The 18,591-nt window shown below is 70.0% G+C and carries 15 protein-coding genes and 1 tRNA gene; 12 read left to right on the forward strand and 4 right to left on the reverse strand.

From position 1 onward, the window contains the following. The 4 genes from G6030_RS00715 to G6030_RS00730 form a co-directional block, all read left to right on the forward strand. On the forward strand, positions 1-575 hold a 575-nt coding region (locus G6030_RS00715; protein ID WP_182641883.1), incomplete at its 5' end, for a M23 family metallopeptidase. Between the two features lie 160 nt (positions 576-735). After that, positions 736-1,821, forward strand: coding sequence for an S-(hydroxymethyl)mycothiol dehydrogenase (locus G6030_RS00720; protein ID WP_061915614.1), 1,086 nt, complete (start codon positions 736-738; stop codon positions 1,819-1,821). Further along, positions 1,818-2,477: an MBL fold metallo-hydrolase gene (locus tag G6030_RS00725; RefSeq protein ID WP_182641884.1), complete on the forward strand. Its 660-nt coding sequence runs from the start codon at positions 1,818-1,820 to the stop codon at positions 2,475-2,477. Before G6030_RS00720 ends, G6030_RS00725 begins: the two co-directional genes overlap by 4 nt. Before the next feature lie 236 nt (positions 2,478-2,713). Continuing rightward, a complete protein-coding gene (locus G6030_RS00730; protein WP_182641885.1) occupies positions 2,714-3,163 on the forward strand; it encodes an SRPBCC family protein in 450 nt (149 codons plus the stop codon). A 63-nt stretch (positions 3,164-3,226) separates the two neighbouring features. Here the strand turns inward: G6030_RS00730 and G6030_RS00735 are convergent. Continuing rightward, a tRNA-Leu gene (locus G6030_RS00735) sits at positions 3,227-3,303 on the reverse strand. Positions 3,304-3,382: 79 nt separating this feature from the next. On the opposite strand from G6030_RS00735, the gene polA reads away from it, so the two are divergent. From polA to G6030_RS00755, 4 genes are all read left to right on the forward strand, one after another. After that, a complete protein-coding gene (polA, locus tag G6030_RS00740) occupies positions 3,383-6,166 on the forward strand; it encodes a DNA polymerase I (RefSeq protein WP_182641886.1) in 2,784 nt (927 codons plus the stop codon). Positions 6,167-6,318: 152 nt separating this feature from the next. Beyond that, complete coding sequence (locus G6030_RS00745) at positions 6,319-7,221, forward strand: ABC transporter substrate-binding protein (RefSeq protein WP_007632845.1); 903 nt, start codon at positions 6,319-6,321, stop codon at positions 7,219-7,221. A gap of 11 nt (positions 7,222-7,232) precedes the next feature. Next, positions 7,233-8,216 carry an amino acid ABC transporter permease gene (locus tag G6030_RS00750; RefSeq protein WP_007632846.1) on the forward strand — a complete coding sequence of 328 codons (984 nt, stop codon included), beginning with the start codon at positions 7,233-7,235 and terminating at the stop codon, positions 8,214-8,216. After that, complete coding sequence (locus G6030_RS00755; RefSeq protein ID WP_061228777.1) at positions 8,213-8,974, forward strand: amino acid ABC transporter ATP-binding protein; 762 nt, start codon at positions 8,213-8,215, stop codon at positions 8,972-8,974. Before G6030_RS00750 ends, G6030_RS00755 begins: the two co-directional genes overlap by 4 nt. 45 nt (positions 8,975-9,019) lie before the next feature. Here the strand turns inward: G6030_RS00755 and G6030_RS00760 are convergent, their stop codons facing one another. After that, on the reverse strand, positions 9,020-9,826 hold the full coding sequence (locus G6030_RS00760; RefSeq protein WP_223210248.1) for a class I SAM-dependent methyltransferase: 807 nt from the start codon (positions 9,824-9,826) through the stop codon (positions 9,020-9,022). 92 nt (positions 9,827-9,918) lie between these two features. Between G6030_RS00760 and rpsA the strand changes: the two genes are divergently transcribed. After that, positions 9,919-11,391, forward strand: a complete 1,473-nt coding sequence (gene rpsA / locus G6030_RS00765; RefSeq protein WP_182641888.1) for a 30S ribosomal protein S1 — start codon at positions 9,919-9,921, stop codon at positions 11,389-11,391. Positions 11,392-11,606: 215 nt separating this feature from the next. Next, complete coding sequence (gene coaE, locus G6030_RS00770) at positions 11,607-12,695, forward strand: dephospho-CoA kinase (protein ID WP_182641889.1); 1,089 nt, start codon at positions 11,607-11,609, stop codon at positions 12,693-12,695. A 31-nt stretch (positions 12,696-12,726) separates the two neighbouring features. On the opposite strand, the gene G6030_RS00775 is transcribed toward coaE, so the two are convergent. Together G6030_RS00775 and G6030_RS00780 are read right to left on the reverse strand one after the other, a co-directional pair. Continuing rightward, positions 12,727-14,298, reverse strand: a complete 1,572-nt coding sequence (locus G6030_RS00775; RefSeq protein WP_182641890.1) for a DUF4185 domain-containing protein — start codon at positions 14,296-14,298, stop codon at positions 12,727-12,729. A 1-nt stretch (position 14,299) separates the two neighbouring features. Continuing rightward, positions 14,300-15,667, reverse strand: coding sequence for a DUF4185 domain-containing protein (locus tag G6030_RS00780; protein ID WP_182641891.1), 1,368 nt, complete (start codon positions 15,665-15,667; stop codon positions 14,300-14,302). Positions 15,668-15,865: 198 nt separating this feature from the next. On the opposite strand from G6030_RS00780, the gene uvrB reads away from it, so the two are divergent. Both uvrB and G6030_RS00790 read left to right on the forward strand, forming a co-directional pair. Then, positions 15,866-17,995: an excinuclease ABC subunit UvrB gene (gene uvrB / locus G6030_RS00785; protein ID WP_182641892.1), complete on the forward strand. Its 2,130-nt coding sequence runs from the start codon at positions 15,866-15,868 to the stop codon at positions 17,993-17,995. Positions 17,996-18,110: 115 nt separating this feature from the next. Beyond that, complete coding sequence (locus tag G6030_RS00790) at positions 18,111-18,560, forward strand: universal stress protein (RefSeq protein ID WP_182641893.1); 450 nt, start codon at positions 18,111-18,113, stop codon at positions 18,558-18,560. Positions 18,561-18,591 lie beyond the last annotated feature (31 nt).

Genomic DNA, 18,591 nt, shown 5'->3' on the forward strand with positions numbered 1-18,591 from the left:
CGGCCCTCACCGGCGGCGCGGCCCTCGCCGCCGCCCCCGCCGCGTCCGCGCAGTCCGCCGAGATCGGCGTGGACCAGCTCACCGAGATGGCGCAGGGTGTCGTCCAGGGCATCGGACTCACCCCCGAGCAGCTGCGCGAGTACGCGATCGACCCGGCGATGTTCGGTTCGCTCGGCCTCCCGGCCGCCGGTGGTGCGCACGCCCCGACCTACGGCCCGATCACCTCCGGCTTCGGCCCGCGCTGGGGCACGTTCCACAACGGCACGGACTTCGGCGCCCCGATCGGCACCCCGATGTTCGCCGCCAAGTCGGGCACCGTCGTCGCGGCCGGGCCGGCGTCCGGGTACGGCCTGTGGATCCGCATCCAGACCGACGACGGGCACCTCCTCGAGTACGGCCACAACGATCAGAACTACGTCTCCGTGGGGCAGCGGGTCAACGCCGGCCAGGTCATCGGGACGGTCGGCAACCGTGGCTACTCCACCGGGCCGCACCTCCACTTCGGTGTGCGGAACCCGGCCGGCCAGTGGATCGATCCCGTGCCGTGGCTGCGCGCCAACGGCATCGCGGTCTGATCGCGAGGGCCTCGCCGTCTGACCGGGCCATCCCGGCTCACGCACGCACTGCGCCCCGCCTCCCCTGAAGGAGGCGGGGCGCATCGCTTTGTGCGGCCGGGCTCCGTGCGCTTCTGACAGAGTGGGTGGGGAGTATCCACATCTAATCGAGAGGCGATCCATGTCGCAGACCGTGAAGGGCGTCATCGCCCGCAGCAAGGGTGCCGAGGTCGAACTGGTCGATGTCGTGGTGCCCGATCCGGGGCCCAACGATGTCATCGTTCGGGTGCAGGCGTGTGGCGTCTGCCATACCGATCTGGCGTACCGGGACGGCGGCATCAACGACGAGTACCCCTTCCTCCTCGGTCACGAGGCCGCGGGAGTCGTCGAGACCGTCGGGGACCGCGTCACGCACGTGGCCGAGGGTGACTACGTCGTCCTCAACTGGCGCGCGGTGTGTGGTGAGTGCCGTGCCTGCAAGCGCGGGCAGCTCGAGTACTGCTTCAACACCCACAACGCGTCGAAGCCGATGACCCTCACCGACGGCACCGCGCTCACGCCCGCTCTCGGTATCGGGGCGTTCATCGACAAGACGCTGGTCCACGAGGGCCAGTGCACGAAGGTCGATCCGTCCGCCGATCCGGCGGTCGCCGGTCTGCTCGGCTGTGGCGTGATGGCCGGCATCGGTGCCGCGATCAACACCGGCAAGGTCACCCGCGGCCAGTCCGTGGCCGTGATCGGGTGCGGCGGTGTGGGCGTCGCCGCGATCGCCGGCGCGCGACTCGCGGGCGCCTCCGAGATCATCGCGGTGGACATCGACGACACCAAGCTCGAGTGGGCCAAGGACTTCGGGGCGACCCACACGGTCAACTCGACCTCCACGGACCCCGTCGCCGCGATCCGGGAGTCCACCGGCGGTTTCGGCGCAGATGTCGTGATCGACGCGGTCGGCCGGCCGGAGACGTACGAGCAGGCGTTCTACGCGCGCGATCTCGCCGGTACGGTCGTCCTCGTGGGCGTCCCCACGCCGGAGATGCGCCTCGAGCTCCCGCTGCTGGACTTCTTCGGCCGCGGCGGGTCCCTCAAATCCTCCTGGTACGGCGACTGCCTGCCCGAGAGGGATTTCCCGATGCTCGTCGACCTGCACCTGCAGGGTCGACTCCCGCTGGAGAAGTTCGTCTCCGAGCGGATCGGCATCGACGCCGTCGAGGCGGCGTTCGACGCCATGAAGTCCGGTTCCGTACTGCGATCGGTGGTGACGTTGTGAGTGAGACCTACACCAGCGCCGGCTACGCCGGTGGACTGCGTATCGAGAAGGTCGTCACGAGCGGGATCTTCGCGCTCGACGGCGGCGAATGGGAGGTGGACAACAACATCTGGATCCTCGGGGACGACTCCGAGGTGTTCGTGATCGACGCGGCCCACACGGCCCAGCCGATCATCGACGCCGTCGGAGGGCGGAAGGTCAAGGGCATCCTGTGCTCGCACGCCCACAACGACCACATCACCGTCGCCCCCGAGCTGTCCGAGAAGTTCGATGCGCCGATCCTCGTGCACCCGGGCGACAAGATGTTGTGGGACGAGACGCATCCCGACGTGTCCCACCGTGAGCTGCAGGACGGTCAGCAGTTCGAGATCGCGGGCACCCGCGTCGACGTGATGAACACCCCCGGGCACTCGCCGGGCTCGTGCGTGTTCCACGTTCCCGAGGCGGGTGTCCTGTTCTCGGGCGACACGCTGTTCTCGGGCGGGCCGGGCGCCACCGGGCGCTCGTACTCGGACTTCCCGACGATCATCACCTCCATCCGCGAGCGGATCCTCACGCTCCCAGCGGAGACCCTCGTGCACACCGGTCACGGTGACGGCACGAAGGTCGGGGACGAGTCCCCGCACCTCGAGGAGTGGATCAGGCGCGGGCACTGATACCCCGCGCAGAACCAGCCGGCCCGCGGTGGCCCGCCCGGTGTGACGCCGGGTGGTGTCGCCGCGGGCCGGTCCCGTCCCGGCGGGCCGACCGGCTGTCAGACCCACCGCTCGGCGGGCCGATACGGACCGCCGACGTCGGGCAGGATGGGAGTGGTCTGACGCGTCCACTGGGCGCCACCCTCGCGACCGCGTCGGGTGCGAGAGGGTCGGACCCACGAGGAGGAGTCACCGACATGGCCAGGGTCACCGCCACCAACACCATCGTCATCGAGGCACCGGTCGACGCCGTGACCACGGCGATCGCCGACTACGCCCGGGTCCGGCCGCGGATTCAGCCCGAGCAGTTCAGCGCCTACCGACTGATCGAGGGCGGGCAGGGCCACGGCACCGTCGCGGCCTGGAACCTGCAGGCGACGAAGAAGCGCAATCGCGACGTCAAGGCGACCGTGACGGTGGACGACGCGGGCGCGCACTGGTCGCTCGTGGAGAAGGACGAGAACTCGTCCATGGCCACCACGTACACCGTCCGCGAGGCCACGGGCGGCTCGCTCGTCGAGATGACCACGTCCTGGGACGGAGCCGGGGGAGTGGGCGGGTTCTTCGAGCGGACCTTCGCGCCGGCCGGCCTCAAGCGCATCCAGCACCAGCTGCTGACCAACCTCAAGACCGACGTCGAGGGATAGCTCCCTGGGGTGGGTGCTGAACGGCGTAGCGCTCCGGCCACGGTGCGGAACGGTGCGGCGAGGTGGTGCCCCCGGTCGGACTCGAACCGACACTGGACGGGTTTTGAATCCGTTGCCTCTGCCAATTGGGCTACGGGGGCGAGCGCGGCGAGCCGCTGGTCGGTGAGTCTAACCGACGACCGATGAGCGTCTGTCCGACGCCCGCCCTAGAGTGGCCGTGTGAGCACCACGAGCCAAACCACAGACGCCACCACCGCCGCCCCCGCTTCCGCCGCCCAAGGGAAGGGGCCGGCGAGGCTGCTGCTGCTGGACGGGCACTCGCTGGCGTTCCGGGCGTTCTACGCGCTGCCGGCGGAGAACTTCTCCACCGCGTCCGGTCAGCACACCAACGCCGTCTACGGCTTCCTGTCGATGGTGGCCAATCTCGTCACCGAGGAGGAGCCCACCCACCTCGCCGTGGCGTTCGACGTCTCACGGGCCACGCTGCACCGCACGGCCGAGTACCCCGAGTACAAGTCGACCCGTTCGGCCGCCCCGGAGGAGTTCAAGGGGCAGATCGAACTCATCCAGGAGGCGCTCGCCGCCCTCGGGGTACGGACGCTCTCGCTCGAGGGGCACGAGGCCGACGACATCATCGCCACGCTCGCGACGGGCGCCGCGCACTCGGACGACGCCCGGATCCTCGTCTGTACCGGTGACCGCGACGCGCTGCAGCTCGTCTCCGACGCCGTCACCGTGCTCTACCCGGTCAAGGGCGTCTCGGAGCTCGCGCGCTTCACACCCGAGGCGGTCGAGGCTAAGTACGGCGTCACGCCGGCCCAGTACCCGGACGTCGCCGCGCTGCGCGGCGACAGTTCCGACAACCTGCCGGGGGTGCCGAAGGTCGGCGACAAGACCGCCGCCAAGTGGATCACCCAGTACGGCAGCCTGTCCGAGCTCATCGCTCACGCGGACGAGATCAAGGGCAAGGTGGGGGAGAGCTTCCGCGAACACCTTCCGCAGGTCCAGCTCAACCGCCGGATCACCGAGCTCACCCGGGACCTGGACCTGGGCGTCGAGCTCACCGACCTGGTCCGCTCCACCCCGGAGCGCGGCGATGTCAACGCACTGTTCGACCGGTTGGAATTCGGGCCCCAGGCCCGCGACCGCTTCCTGTCGGCTTTCCTACCCGAGGGAGCCCCGGAGCCCGCCGCCGAGGTCGAGCTCGAGCAGGCGGCGCTCCTGCACGCCGGCGAGGTCTCGGACTGGCTCGCAGCGCACGCGCCGGCCGGGCAGCGGCACGGCCTCGTCGTCGTCGGCCCCTCCCGGCCCGGCGCCGGTGACGCACAGACCATCACCATCGCCGCCGCGGACGGCGCCTCCGCCCACCTCGACCCCGCGGCGATCGGACCCGACGACGAGCAGGCCCTCCAGGGCTGGCTCGGGGACGACGCCGTTTACAAGGCGGTCCACGACGCCAAGGCCGCCACCCACGCGCTGATGGGGCGCGACCTCCGTCTCGGCGGCGTCACGATGGACGTCGCGCTGGCGGCGTACCTCGTGCGCCCGGGGCAGCGCAGCTACGGACTCGCCGAACTCTTCCAGCGCCACCTACGCCGCGAACTCCCGGAGGCGGAGGCGGCGGAGAAGCAGCTGTCGCTCCTCGACGAGGTCGACGACGCCGAGGCCGCCCAGAGGGCCGCCGACGCCGCCGCGACCCGCGCCCGCGCGGTGGTCGACCTCGCCGAGCGCCTGGACGTGGAGCTGGAACAGGTGCACGGTGCCACCCTCATGGCGGAGATGGAGCTTCCTCTCGTGCCGGTGCTCGCTCGGATGGAGTCCATCGGCATTGCGGTCGACGCCTCCGCGCTGGACGGACTGCGCGACGACTTCGCCGACCGTGGCCGGCAGGCGGCCGAGGCCGCGTACGCCGCGATCGGGGGCGAGCAGATCAACCTCGGTTCGCCCAAGCAGCTCCAGGTGGTCCTGTTCGAGACGCTCGGGATGCCCAAGACCAAGAAGACCAAGACCGGGTACACCACCGACGCCAAGGCGCTGGAGGAGCTGCTCGCCAAGGAGACGGGCGACACCCCGGGGCGGGCCTTCCTCGAGGCGCTGCTCCTGCACCGTGAGACGACCAAGATGCGGACGACCGTCGAGGGGCTGATCAAGACCATCGGCGACGACCGACGCATCCACACCACCTTCAACCAGACCGTCGCCGCCACCGGCCGTCTGTCCTCCACGGACCCCAACCTGCAGAACATCCCCGTCCGCACCGAGGACGGCCGGCGCATCCGCGGCTCGTTCGTCGTGGGTGAGGGGTACGACTGCCTGCTCACCGCCGACTACAGCCAGATCGAGATGCGCGTCATGGCGCACCTGTCCGGCGACGCCGGCCTCATCGAGGCCTTCCGCACCGGCGAGGACCTGCACTCGTTCGTGGGGTCCCGGGCGTTCGGCGTGCCGATCGACCAGGTCACCCCGGAGCTGAGGCGTCGCGTCAAGGCCATGAGCTACGGCCTCGCCTACGGGCTCAGCGCCTTCGGCCTCGCCGCCCAGCTCGGTATCAGCCAGGGCGAGGCGCGCGAGCAGATGGAGGCGTACTTCTCCCGCTTCGGCGGGGTCCGCGACTACCTCCAAGCGGTCGTCGAGCAGGCCCGGAAGGACGGGTACACCGAAACACTCTTCGGCCGTCGGCGCTATCTCCCCGAGCTCAACTCGGACAACCGGCTCAAGCGCGAGAACGCCGAACGTGCGGCCCTCAACGCGCCGATCCAGGGGACCGCCGCGGACATCATCAAGGCCGCGATGCTCAAGGTCGACGCCGACCTCACCGCACGGGGACTGAAGAGTCGCCTGCTCCTCCAGGTCCACGACGAGCTGGTGCTCGAGGTGGCGCCCGGCGAACTGGACGAGGTCCGTGGCCTGGTGGTGGACCGCATGTACTCCGCGATCGAGTTGGACGTGCCGCTGGACGTGTCGACCGGCACCGGTCCGAACTGGGACTCCGCCGCCCACTGACCGGGTCGGTGCGGGTGGGGGCGACCGGCGCGACGGAACCACGACGCGACAGAGATCACTGGGCCCGAACAGGTCGATTGGTTTTGAGCCGGTCCCCGTATGCCCTAGGTTCATTGCAGATTCGGCTTCCCGACGCCTGAAAGGGCACCCACATGACCCTCACCTCACGGCGCGGCCTGCGTGCCGCCCTGGCCATGACCGCCACCGCAGCCCTCGCCCTGACCGGCTGCACCACCAACACCGAGGGCCCGCAGGATTCGGGGGAGCCCCGCGAAGAGGTGTCGTTGGAGGCCGACGAGTCGATCGCCGCGCTCGTGCCCGCCGAGATCCGCGACAAGGGCGTCATCGTGATCGGCACCAACCCGCCGTACGCCCCCAACGAGTTCAAGGACGAGAACGGCGAGATCGTCGGCTTCGACATCGACGTGATGACCGCCGTCGCCCAGCTCATGGGACTCCGCGCCGAATTCCGCGAGTCGGACTTCGACCGGATCATCCCGGCGATCGAGGGCGGCACCATGGACATGGGCGCCTCGTCCTTCACCGTCAACGACGAGCGCCTGAAGACCGTCGACTTCGTGACCTACTTCGAGGCCGGGATCCAGTGGGCGTCGGCCGCCGGCAACGACGTGGACCCCGACGACGCCTGCGGGCTGAGCGTGGCCGTCCAGCAGACCACCGTCTCCGACCAGGAGGACGTGCCCGCTCGGAGCAAGGCCTGCACCGACGCCGGCAAGCCCGCGATCGAGAAGGTCCAGTTCGATTCCCAGGACGAGGCCTCCACGGCCGTTGCGCTGGGCAAGGTCGACGCGATGTCCGCCGATTCGCCGATCACCGCGTACGCCGTCAAGCAGTCCGAGGGCAAGATGCAGCTCGCCGGCGACGTCTTCGACGCGGCCCCGTACGGCTGGCCGGTGCGCAAGGGCTCCGAGCTGACCGCGGCCCTCGAGGCCGCCGCCGACAAGCTGATCGAGACCGGCGACTTCGAGAAGATCGCCCAGAACTGGGGCGTCGAGGACGGCATGATCGACGACGCCGAGATCCGGAAGGGCTGAGGGAACGCCAGGTGAGCACCGCGGAGAGGGGGGCCGGGGCCCCCGCGGCGGACGCCCCGGAACCCATCAAGGCCGTACCGCTACGGCACCCGTGGCGCTGGGTGTCGGCGACGATCGTCCTCGTCCTGGTCTTCCTGTTCGTCTGGGGGGCGGCGACCAACCCGGCCTACGGCTGGGACACGTACGCCCGCTACCTGTTCGACACCAGGTTCGGGATGGCCGTGTTCTACACCATCGCGCTGACCGTGCTGTCGATGACCCTGGCCGTGGTTCTCGGCGTCATCCTCTCGGTCATGAGGATGAGCGCCAACCCGGTGCTCAAGGCCGTGGCGTGGGTCTACCTGTGGATCTTCCGCGGAACCCCTGTCTACGTCCAGCTGCTGTTCTGGGGACTGATCTTCACCATCTACCGACAGGTGCAGTTCGGCATCCCCTTCACCGACATCGACTTCATCCGGTTCGACGACACCATGGTGCTCTACTCGGCCTTCTGGTTGGCCGTGGTGGGCCTGGCGATGAACGAGGCCGCCTACATGGCCGAGATCGTGCGGGCCGGCATCTCGTCGGTGCCGGAAGGTCAGGCGGAGGCGTCTACCGCCCTCGGCATGACGTGGGGGCAGACCATGCGGCGCACGATCCTGCCGCAGGCGATGCGCGTGATCATCCCGCCGACGGGCAACGAGTTCATCTCGATGCTCAAGACCACCTCGCTCGTCGTGGCGATCCCGTTCTCCGGGGAATTGTACGGTCAGGCGCGCGACATCTCGGGCGTCAACTTCCAGCCGATCCCGCTCCTCCTGGTCGCGGCCACGTGGTACCTCGTCATCACCAGCGTTCTCATGGTGGGGCAGCACTTCCTCGAGAAGAGGTTCTCGCGCGGGGCGACCCGCCAGCTCACCGGCAAGCAACTGCGCGCGCTCGCCGACGCGGACGGTCTCACGCCGTCCTCCCTCGCCGCGGCCGAGGCCGCCGACCCGTCCGGAGGTAGGCGATGACGCCGATGGTCAAGGCCGACCAGGTGGTCAAGAACTTCGGTTCCCTGAAGGTGCTCAAGGGGATCTCCCTGGAGGTGGCCGCGGGTGAGGTCCTCTGCCTGGTGGGACCCTCCGGTTCGGGGAAGTCCACCTTCCTGCGCTGCATCAACCACCTCGAGAAGGTCGACGCCGGTCGGCTCTACGTGGACGGCGATCTGGTGGGTTACCGCGAAAAGGGCGACAAGCTCTACGAGATCTCGCCCGCGGAGGCGGCCCGCCAGCGCCGCGACATCGGGATGGTCTTCCAGCACTTCAACCTGTTCCTGCACCGCACCGCGCTCGAGAACGTCATCGAGGCACCGATGCTGGTGAAGGGACAGTCGCGGGCGGAGGCCACCGAGCGTGCCCGCGAACTGCTCGACATGGTCGGGCTCGGCGCCAAGGCCGACGCCTACCCGGCGCAGCTGTCCGGTGGGCAGCAGCAGCGCGTCGCGATCGCCCGTGCGCTCGCGATGGACCCCAAGCTCATGCTCTTCGACGAGCCCACCTCGGCGCTCGACCCGGAGCTCGTGGGTGAGGTGCTCGGCGTGATGCGGGAGCTCGCCGATGCGGGGATGACCATGGTCGTGGTGACCCACGAGATGGGTTTCGCGCGCGAGGTCGCCGACACCGTGGCGTTCATGGACAACGGCGTCGTCGTGGAAGCCGGCAAGCCCGCCGACGTGCTCGCCAGGCCGACTCACCAGCGCACCAAGGACTTCCTGTCGAAGATCCTCTGAGCGCACGCGCCGAGCGCCGGCCGGGATGACCCCGGCCGGCGGGTGTCACGGCAGGGAGGCCACGAAGATCGCGGTGCCGGGGAAGATTCCGCCCCGCAGCGGGCTCCACTGCCCCCATTCCCGGTCGAGCCACTCCGGCCACTCCGGCTCGATGAGGTCCTGAACCACGAACCCGGCGGCGACCAGTTCGCGGATCCTGTCACCCACCGTCCTGTGGTGTTCGACGTAGGACAGCTCGCCGTCGTCGTCGTACTCGGTGTACGGCGAGCGGTCGAAGTACGGGAACACCGCCTGCAGCCCGTCGGGGCCCGGGTCGTCGCGGAAGATCCACCGCATCGGGTGGTTGACCGAGAACACGAACCGGCCACCCGGGCGCAGCACCCGCGCCGCCTCCGCCATCACGCCCGCCGAGTCCGCCACGAAGGGGATCGCGCCGAACGCGGAGAACGCCACGTCGAAGCTCGCGTCGGCGAAGGGGAGCCGCCCGGCGTCGGCCTGGATCAGCGGCACGGAGGCCGCCGGTCCGGACGAGCGGCTCGCCGCCTCCGCGCCCACCCGGAGCATGCCCGCCGACAGGTCCACGGCCACGGCGCGGGCACCCTGCCCGGCGATCCACCGCGCGCACGGCGCGGAACCGCTGCCGATCTCCAGCACGTCGCGGCCCGCCACGTCGCCGAGCAGGTGCCAGTCGCCCTCGTGCAGGCCCTCGGGGCACCAGATGAACTCGCCGTCGGGGGAGTGCGCGCCGAGGAAGTCGCCGTGTTCCTCGTGGTAGTCCGAGGCCTCCGAGTCCCACCACGAGCGCGAGGCTCGGACCGACTCTCCATGTCCGGGGGGGTTTGTGGACGTCACGGCAGAAGCGTACAGTTGACGGTCGCGTGCGTACGCGCTCGCGTTCAGTCCGTCCACCTACGATTCCTATCCACCTCGGAGCACCCCACCCTATGACCACCAACACCACGTCCCCGCAGGTAGCCGTCAACGACATCGGCTCCGCTGAGGACTTCCTCGCCGCCATCGACGCCACGATCAAGTACTTCAACGATGGTGACATCGTCGAGGGCACGATCGTCAAGGTCGATCGCGACGAGGTCCTGCTCGACATCGGCTACAAGACCGAGGGCGTCATCCCCTCGCGCGAACTCTCGATCAAGCACGATGTCGACCCGGGTGAGGTCGTCGAGGTGGGCGACGAGGTCGAGGCCCTGGTCCTCACCAAGGAGGACAAGGACGGCCGTCTGATCCTGTCCAAGAAGCGCGCCCAGTACGAGCGTGCTTGGGGCACCATCGAGGAGCTCAAGGAGAAGGACGAGGCCGTCAAGGGCACCGTCATCGAGGTCGTCAAGGGCGGCCTGATCCTCGACATCGGCCTTCGTGGCTTCCTCCCCGCCTCGCTGGTGGAGATGCGTCGCGTCCGCGACCTGCTGCCCTACGTGGGCCAGGAGCTCGAGGCCAAGATCATCGAGCTGGACAAGAACCGCAACAACGTCGTGCTCTCGCGTCGTGCGTGGCTGGAGCAGACCCAGTCCGCCGTGCGTTCCGAGTTCCTGCACCAGCTGCAGAAGGGCCAGGTCCGCAAGGGCGTCGTGTCCTCGATCGTCAACTTCGGTGCGTTCGTCGACCTCGGCGGCGTCGACGGTCTGGTCCACGTCTCCGAGCTGTCCTGGAAGCACATCGATCACCCGTCCGAGGTCGTCGAGGTGGGCCAGGAGGTCACCGTCGAGGTGCTCGACGTCGACCTGGACCGCGAGCGCGTCTCCCTGTCGCTGAAGGCCACCCAGGAGGATCCGTGGCGGCACTTCGCCCGGACCCACGCGATCGGCCAGATCGTCCCGGGCAAGGTCACCAAGCTCGTCCCGTTCGGTGCGTTCGTGCGCGTCGAGGAGGGCATCGAGGGCCTGGTCCACATCTCCGAGCTGGCCGAGCGCCACGTCGAGGTCCCCGACCAGGTCGTCTCCGTGGGCGACGACGCCATGGTCAAGGTCATCGACATCGACCTCGACCGTCGTCGTATCTCCCTGTCGCTCAAGCAGGCCGACGAGGACTACACCGAGGAGTTCGACCCGTCGAAGTACGGCATGGCCGACAGCTACGACGAGGCCGGCAACTACATCTTCCCCGAGGGCTTCGATCCCGAGACCAACGAGTGGCTCGAGGGCTTCGAGAAGCAGCGCGAGGAGTGGGAGAACCGCTACGCGGAGGCCGAGCGTCGCCACAAGATGCACACGGCCCAGATCGAGAAGGGCCGTGCCGCTGCCGCGGAGGCCGCCGAGGCCGCGCCGACCAACTACTCGTCGGAATCCGCCCCGTCCTCGCGTCCGGCTGCCGACGCCGGCACCTCCGAGACCACCGGCGGTTCGCTGGCCTCGGACGAGCAGCTCGCCGCCCTGCGCGCCAAGCTCGCCGGCGGAGAGTGATCGCCGCAGCCTGACGGCGCCCCGAGCGCCCGAGAGCATCGGCCACGGCCCCGGAGGGTCGCCCACCACGGTGGGTATCCTCCGGGGCCGCGGTCTATTTCGCGCGCCCGGAGCCGCGCACCCCGGAGTCGCCCGCCCTGAGCCGCGCCCCGGAGCCGCCCGCCCGGATTCGCCCGCCCGGACGGGCGGCCGGACGGTCACCTAGACTGCAGACCATGCTGATGGTGGGTCTGACCGGTGGGATCGGCGCCGGCAAGTCAACGGTGACGGCGGTACTCGCGGACGCGGGAGCGGTGGTCGTGGACGCCGACCGCATCGCGCGCGAGGTCGTCGAACCCGGCAGTCCCGGTCTGGCGATGCTCGTCGCCGAGTTCGGCGAGGACATTCTCGGACCCGACGGTGCGCTCGACCGCGCCGCCCTCGCCGCCAAGGCGTTCGTCGACGACGAGCGCACGGCCGCACTCAACGCCATCACCCACCCGCTCATCGCGGAGCGGACCGCCGAGCTCTACAACTCGGCCCCCACGGACGCGATCGTGGTGCACGACATGCCGCTGCTCGTCGAGGGCGGGATGGCCCCCGGATACCACCTCGTGATCGTGGTCGACACCCCGGCCGAGATCCGGCTCCGGCGGCTCGTGGAGCAGCGCGGGATGCCGGAGGAGGACGCCCGAGCCCGGATGGCCAGGCAGGCGACCGACGAGGCCAGGCGGGCCGTGGCCGACGTCCTGATCGACAACTCCGGCGACCGGCAGACCACCATCGATCTGACCAACGCCCTCATCGAGCTCAGGCTCAGCCCGTTCGAGCACAATCTACGGACCGGTACGCCGGTCGTCGGGGACCGTACCGTCGTCCCGTTCCGTCCCGAGTGGGCCGGCGAGGCCGAGCGGGCGTGCGCGCGGCTCCGCCACGTGGTGGGCGAGCTCGCCACGCGCATCGACCACGTCGGGCCGACGGCGGTCGACGGACTCGACGCGCCGGATGTCATCGATCTGCAGGTCACGGTGCGCGATGCGCCGGCGGTCGAGTCCGCGCTCGCCAAGCTCACCGGCGCGGGTTACGTCCGCGACCGTTCCAGCGAGCGGCCGTTGTTGCACTGGTGCGACCCCGCGCGCCCACTGGAGGTGTCCGTGGTCGCCGAGGACGACCCTGAGCACGAGTTCGCGCTGTTGATGGCAGAAGTGATCGGTGCCGATCCCGGGGCCCGCGCCGAGTATTCCGACATCCTGCGCCGGGCGAACCGCGAGGAGACGCGTCGCTTCGAGCGCACGTTGTGCGAGGCCTCGCGCCGCGGTCGCTAGGCCGCCGGCGCGAGGCCGCGAGGCGGAGAGGTCACTCGGTGGGGACGACCCCGTCCACGAGCTCGGAGACCGGCACCCGGCGGACGACTTGGGTCTCCAGCGGCCCGGGGGCCACGCCGCGCGCTGAGCGGGAGCGATCCGGGGACACCTCCGGTAGCCGGGTGCGTACGAGGAAGACGTTGTACGCGTTCCAGGTGGTGACGAGGTAGTACAGGTCCTCGCCCTGCGCCCAGGGGTGCATGAAGGCCCCGTAGACGCCGGGCAGCATCGAGTAGTCCACCAGAGTGGTGGGAGCACTCCACGGCCCCTCGGGGCGGTCCGCGGTGCGCAGGACCACCGAGTCGAAGCCGTGGGAGTACATCGCCGTGTACTTGCCGAGATGCTCGTTCCACATGGTGGAGATCTCGCTGGCGGGCGCGGGTAGTACGCGTCGGGCCGCGCGGACGTCCGACACCCATTCCGTGCCGTCCCAGTACTCGTAGGCCCCGGGGTCGAGCACGCCCGCGCTCGGCGGAGCGCCGGGGGCGTCCAGATCGTCGGCGCCCGGCGACCCGTCGAGGCGTACCCGGGCGACGATCGCGCCGCCCTGGCGTCCGGAGGGCGTGAGGTACTCGTAGAGGTGCTCGTCGGTGGTGAGGAACGAACTCATCTGCGCGCCGCGCCACGCGGCGTCGACACCCGGCGATCCGGCGCCCGTCGGGACGGTGTCGGTGATCGGCCGGGCCATCGAGGGCACGACGGTCCAGTTCTCGCCGTCGTCGGTGGAGTAGGCCAGGCCTGAGTAGTTGGTGGTCCACGACCCCGGCTGGCCCCAGTGGGCCACCGACATGAACCGGAGGTATTGGACGCCGTTCACGGCGATGCCCGCGGTGGGGATGATGGTCACCTCGCCGGGCAGCCCCGAGCGGGGCACGATGGACTTGGCGAGCCCGTCGGTGCCCATGGCGGCGGAATCGATGGTGATGCCGTCGGTGAGGTCGGTGTCCGCCGATCGGAACAGGACGTTCGACCGCCACTGGGTCCCGGGGACGGTGCAGTCGCCCATCGTGTCGCCGAAGGCCATGAGCACCCGGGGCTCGTCGGGATCGCCGTTGTCCCACATGATGCCGAGGTCGGTGCCGCCCACGCCGAAGCGGCTGACGGACTCGGAGGGGCTGGTGGGCCCGGTGACGAGTTGCTCGAACCGGGTGGGGCCGCGGAGGACGGGCACCGTGCCCTGCTCGCCGGTGATCCACGGCGGCATCCCGTAGACCGAGCCGACCACGGGGTCGAGGGAGCCGGACAGTCCGTTGCCGAGCGAGCCGGTCTCCAACTCGCGGACGAGTGACCCGGAGCGGTCGGCCGAGCCGAGCGCGCGCGAGGTGGAGCCGATCGACCCGGAGTCGCCGGACGACCCGAGGGAGCCGAGGGACCCGAGGGACCCGGTGGCCATCCCGGCGGCGGTGCGGTGCTCCAGCAGGGAGCCGAAGTTGCCGAACATCTCGCTGCACGGTCCCGCGGAGGCCGTCCCGACGCCGAGGGTGCCGATGACGGTGACCGAGGCGGCGAGGGTGACAGAGGCGGCGGTGAGGGCCCCGGCGAGGCGGGGGAGGGAGCGGGCCACGTCAGGCTCCCGGGAGGGCGCGACGCTTGACGAGCACGGTCTCACCGGTCTCGGCGGGGTCCGGGGTGTTGCGGGTCCAGCTGTCGTCGGTCGTGCGCATCCTGGCGTTGGGGTTCGGGAAGGTCCGCGGCGCGATGTCGGTGAGGTCCGTGTGCATGAGGAAGACGTTGTAGGCGTCCCAGGTGGACATCGTGTAGTAGAGGTTCTCGCCGTCGGTCTCGACGGCGGGGCTCCACGGGTGCACGAAGGCGCCGTAGAGGGTGGGGACCTGGCTGTACGAGACGAGGATGTCCTCGCCCGACCACGGGCCCCACGGGTTCTCGGCCTGCGCCATGACGATGTTGTTCTGGCGGTTGTTGTACAGCGCGATGAAGCGGTCGAGGTGCTCGCTGTAGGTGACGGACAGCTCGCTCACGGTGGTGTTGATGGTCGGCGCTCCCAGGACCGGGCGGGCGTCCCGGTGCTCCCGGGACCAGCCGGCGCCGGTCCAGTACTCGTAGGCGTCCATGTCCTCGATATAGGCCTCGGGCACCCGGGCGAGGCGCGCGGAACCGCTGCGGCCCGACGGCGTGAGGTACTCGTAGATGAATCCCTCGTGCTTGAGGAAGGCGCTCATCTGTCCGTCGGTGTGGCGGGTGAACTCCTCGCCGAGCTCGGCGGGCAGGGGCATCGGCGCCGTGCCGCGGCGGGCTGTGCCGGAGACGGGCCGCCAGTTCTCGCCGTTGTCGGCCGAGCGGGCGAGCGCGGAGTAGTTGGTGGTCCACTCGCCGGGCGCGCCCCAGCGCTCCACGGACATGTACCGCAGGTACTGGACGCCACCCACCTCGACGCCGGCGGTCGGGATCACGGTCGTCTCGCCGGGCATGTTCGACCGGGGGAGGATGGACTTGGCCATCCCTGGCCGCTCCATGGGCGCGTTCTTGATGCGCATGCCGTCCGACAGGGTCCGGTCGCCCGAGCGGAAGAGGATGTTGCTGCGCCACTGGTCGCCCGGCACCGAGCAGTCGCCCATGGTGTCGCCGAGGGCCATGTGCACCTGGTCCTCGCCGCCGGCGCCGCCGTTCTCCCACATGATGCCGAGGTCGGTGCCCCAGATGCCGAACCGGTCGACCGTGTCGTTGGGGCTGGTGGGCCCGGTGAGGAGCTCGACGGTGGTGGTGCGGCCCTCGAGCACCGGGATGTAGCCGGACCCGCCGTCGTGCCACGGTGTCGCCGGGCGCCCGAATGCGCCGATCGAGCCGCCGGAGGAGCCGCCGAGGGAACCGCTCCCGCCGCCGATGCCGGCGGGCGGCCACGGGTCGCACGGGGCGGCCGAGGCGACAGGTGCGAGGAGGGAGAGCGCCCCGGCCGCGAGGGAGGCCGTGGTCACCGCGGCCAGGGACCGCGCGCCCCGGTGGCGGGGAGGACCAGCATGGGTACGACGACGAGGGGGGCTCAGGGCCACGGTGTTCTCCAGACGACACGACGAGAGGTGAGGAAGAGTCAACAGTACGGTAGTTGTCGCCTGTGACATCGGTCGGGAGATCGCCGGTGGGCGGGGGTGGGCGAGTGCTCGTACGCTGGTGGCATGGCCTTCGCGACCGAGATCCCCGACGACGGGATCCCCGCCGACCCGACCGTCCTCTCGTACTCGGAATTCCGACCGATCGGCGACGTCGAACGCAGCACCAACCGCTTCGAGGTGGTCAGCGAGTTCACGCCGTCCGGCGACCAGCCGACGGCGATCGCCGAGCTGAGCGAGCGGCTCGCGCGGGGGGAGCGCGACGTCGTGCTGCTCGGCGCGACCGGCACCGGTAAGTCCGCCACCACGGCGTGGCTCATCGAGAAGGTGCAGCGCCCCACGCTCGTGATGGCGCCCAACAAGACGCTCGCGGCACAGCTGGCGAACGAACTGCGCGAGATGCTGCCCAACAACGCGGTCGAGTACTTCGTGTCGTACTACGACTACTACCAACCGGAGGCGTACATCGCGCAGACGGACACCTTCATCGAGAAGGATTCGTCGATCAACGACGACGTCGAGCGGCTGCGCCACTCCGCGACGTCCTCGCTGCTGTCGCGGCGGGACGTGGTGGTGGTCAGCTCCGTCTCGTGCATCTACGGCCTCGGCACCCCCCAGTCGTACCTCGACCGGTCCGTGTCCCTGGAGGTCGGGCAGGAGGTCGACCGTGACCAGCTGCTCCGCCTGCTGGTGGACGTCCAGTACGAGCGCAACGACGTGTCGATGACCCGGGGCACCTTCCGCGCCAAGGGCGACACGGTCGACATCATCCCCACGTACGAGGAGCTCGCGGTCCGCATCGAGTTCTTCGGTGACGAGGTCGACGCGCTGTACTACATCCACCCGCTGACCGGCGACGTGGTCCGCCGGGTCGACGAGGTGCGCATCTTCCCGGCCACCCACTACGTCGCGGGGCCGGAGCGGATGGCCAAGGCGATCGCGTCGATCGAGGAGGAGCTGGAGGTCCGGCTCGCCGAGCTGGAGAACCAGGGCAAACTGCTCGAGGCCCAGCGACTGCGCATGCGGACGTCCTACGACATCGAGATGATGCAGCAGGTGGGGTTCTGCTCGGGCATCGAGAACTACTCCCGTCACATCGACGGCCGGCCCGCGGGCAGTTCGCCGGCGACCCTCATCGACTACTTCCCCGAGGACTTCCTCACGGTCATCGACGAGTCCCACGTGACGGTCCCGCAGATCGGCGCGATGTACGAGGGCGACGCCTCCCGGAAGCGCAACCTCGTCGACTTCGGCTTCCGTCTGCCGTCGGCTCTCGACAACCGGCCGCTGACGTGGGAGGAGTTCTCCGACCGGGTGGGACAGACCGTGTACCTCTCCGCGACGCCGGGCCCGTACGAGATGGGCCGCACGGGCGGTGAGTTCGTCGAGCAGGTGATCCGGCCGACCGGCCTCGTCGACCCGAAGATCGTCGTCAAGCCCACCAAGGGGCAGATCGACGACCTCATCGGCGAGATCCGCGCGCGCGCCGAGCGCGACGAGCGCGTACTGGTGACCACGCTGACCAAGAAGATGTCCGAGGACCTCACGGACTACCTGCTCGAGCTCGGCGTGCGGGTACGGTACCTGCACTCGGAGATCGACACGCTGCAGCGCGTCGAACTCCTGCGGGACCTGCGTCGCGGCGAGTACGACGTGCTGGTGGGCATCAACCTCCTGCGCGAGGGCCTCGACCTGCCCGAGGTGTCCCTCGTGGCGATCCTCGACGCGGACAAGGAGGGGTTCCTCCGGTCGAGCACCTCGCTCATCCAGACGATCGGACGCGCCGCGCGAAACGTCTCCGGCGAGGTCCACATGTACGCCGACACCATCACGGACTCGATGCGGTACGCGATGGAGGAGACCGAGCGGCGCCGCGAGAAGCAGATCGCCTACAACACCGAACACGGCATCGACCCGCAGCCCCTGCGCAAGAAGATCGCCGACATCCTCGACCGGGTCGGGGAGGAGCGCGGTGACACCGCCGACGGCGCGGACCGTCCGGAGCTGCTCGGCGCGCGTGCGGTGGGGGACGCCGCCCGGCCGCGCAAGGAACTCGAGAAGCTCATCGAGGAGATGACCGAGCAGATGATGTCGGCCGCCACGGACCTGAGGTTCGAGCTGGCGGGCCGACTCCGCGACGAGGTCGCCGAGCTGCGTAAAGAGCTCAAGGGGATGCGCGAGGCCGGAATCGACTGACCCGGACGGTGCGGCCACGCGCGCCCGGCCCGCAGTGCGGACCGCGCTTACCGTGCACGGTAGCGCCCGCCTGGGACTACGCTGTGTGCAACGTGTTCCCGAGGAGAGGAAGCAAATGAGCGCCTACACCAAGGTGGTGGTGGGAACCGACGGCTCCGAGTCGTCCTACCGCGCCGTCGATCGCGCCGCCCGACTGGCCGCCGACGCCGGGGCGACGCTCGTGATCGCCTGCGCGTACGTGCCCGCCGACCCGCGGTCGGTCAGCCAGGCCGCCGATCAGCTGGGTGACGACGCCTACCAGATCCGTGGGGACAATCCCGCCGAGGACATCGTCCGGGGCGCCCGCGAGCGCGCTCTCGCCGCCGGGGCCGCGCAGCTCGAGACGCGCACGGTCCGCGGGGCGCCGGTGGAGTCGCTGATCAAGCTGGCCGACGAGGTGGGCGCGGATCTTCTCGTGGTGGGCAACAAGGGGCTGAACTCGCTGACCGGGCGGCTGCTCGGGTCGGTGCCCGCCGACGCGGCCCGCCGCGCCACCTGCGACGTGCTCATCGTCCACACCACCTAGGAGACTGCTGAACAATCAGGGTGTCCGCCCC

The organism is Dietzia sp. E1 (genome assembly GCF_014145015.1).
GTDB lineage: Bacteria > Actinomycetota > Actinomycetes > Mycobacteriales > Mycobacteriaceae > Dietzia > Dietzia cinnamea_A.

What these genes read in the sequence shown, in the direction of transcription:
- rpsA (WP_182641888.1), top strand. Translation starts at nt 9,919, where the DNA reads ATGACCACCAACACCACGTCCCCGCAGGTAGCCGTCAACGACATCGGC.
- G6030_RS00720 (WP_061915614.1), top strand. Translation starts at nt 736, where the DNA reads ATGTCGCAGACCGTGAAGGGCGTCATCGCCCGCAGCAAGGGTGCCGAG.
- uvrB (WP_182641892.1), top strand. Translation starts at nt 15,866, where the DNA reads ATGGCCTTCGCGACCGAGATCCCCGACGACGGGATCCCCGCCGACCCG.
- G6030_RS00755 (WP_061228777.1), top strand. Translation starts at nt 8,213, where the DNA reads ATGACGCCGATGGTCAAGGCCGACCAGGTGGTCAAGAACTTCGGTTCC.
- G6030_RS00745 (WP_007632845.1), top strand. Translation starts at nt 6,319, where the DNA reads ATGACCCTCACCTCACGGCGCGGCCTGCGTGCCGCCCTGGCCATGACC.
- G6030_RS00730 (WP_182641885.1), top strand. Translation starts at nt 2,714, where the DNA reads ATGGCCAGGGTCACCGCCACCAACACCATCGTCATCGAGGCACCGGTC.
- G6030_RS00790 (WP_182641893.1), top strand. Translation starts at nt 18,111, where the DNA reads ATGAGCGCCTACACCAAGGTGGTGGTGGGAACCGACGGCTCCGAGTCG.
- coaE (WP_182641889.1), top strand. Translation starts at nt 11,607, where the DNA reads ATGCTGATGGTGGGTCTGACCGGTGGGATCGGCGCCGGCAAGTCAACG.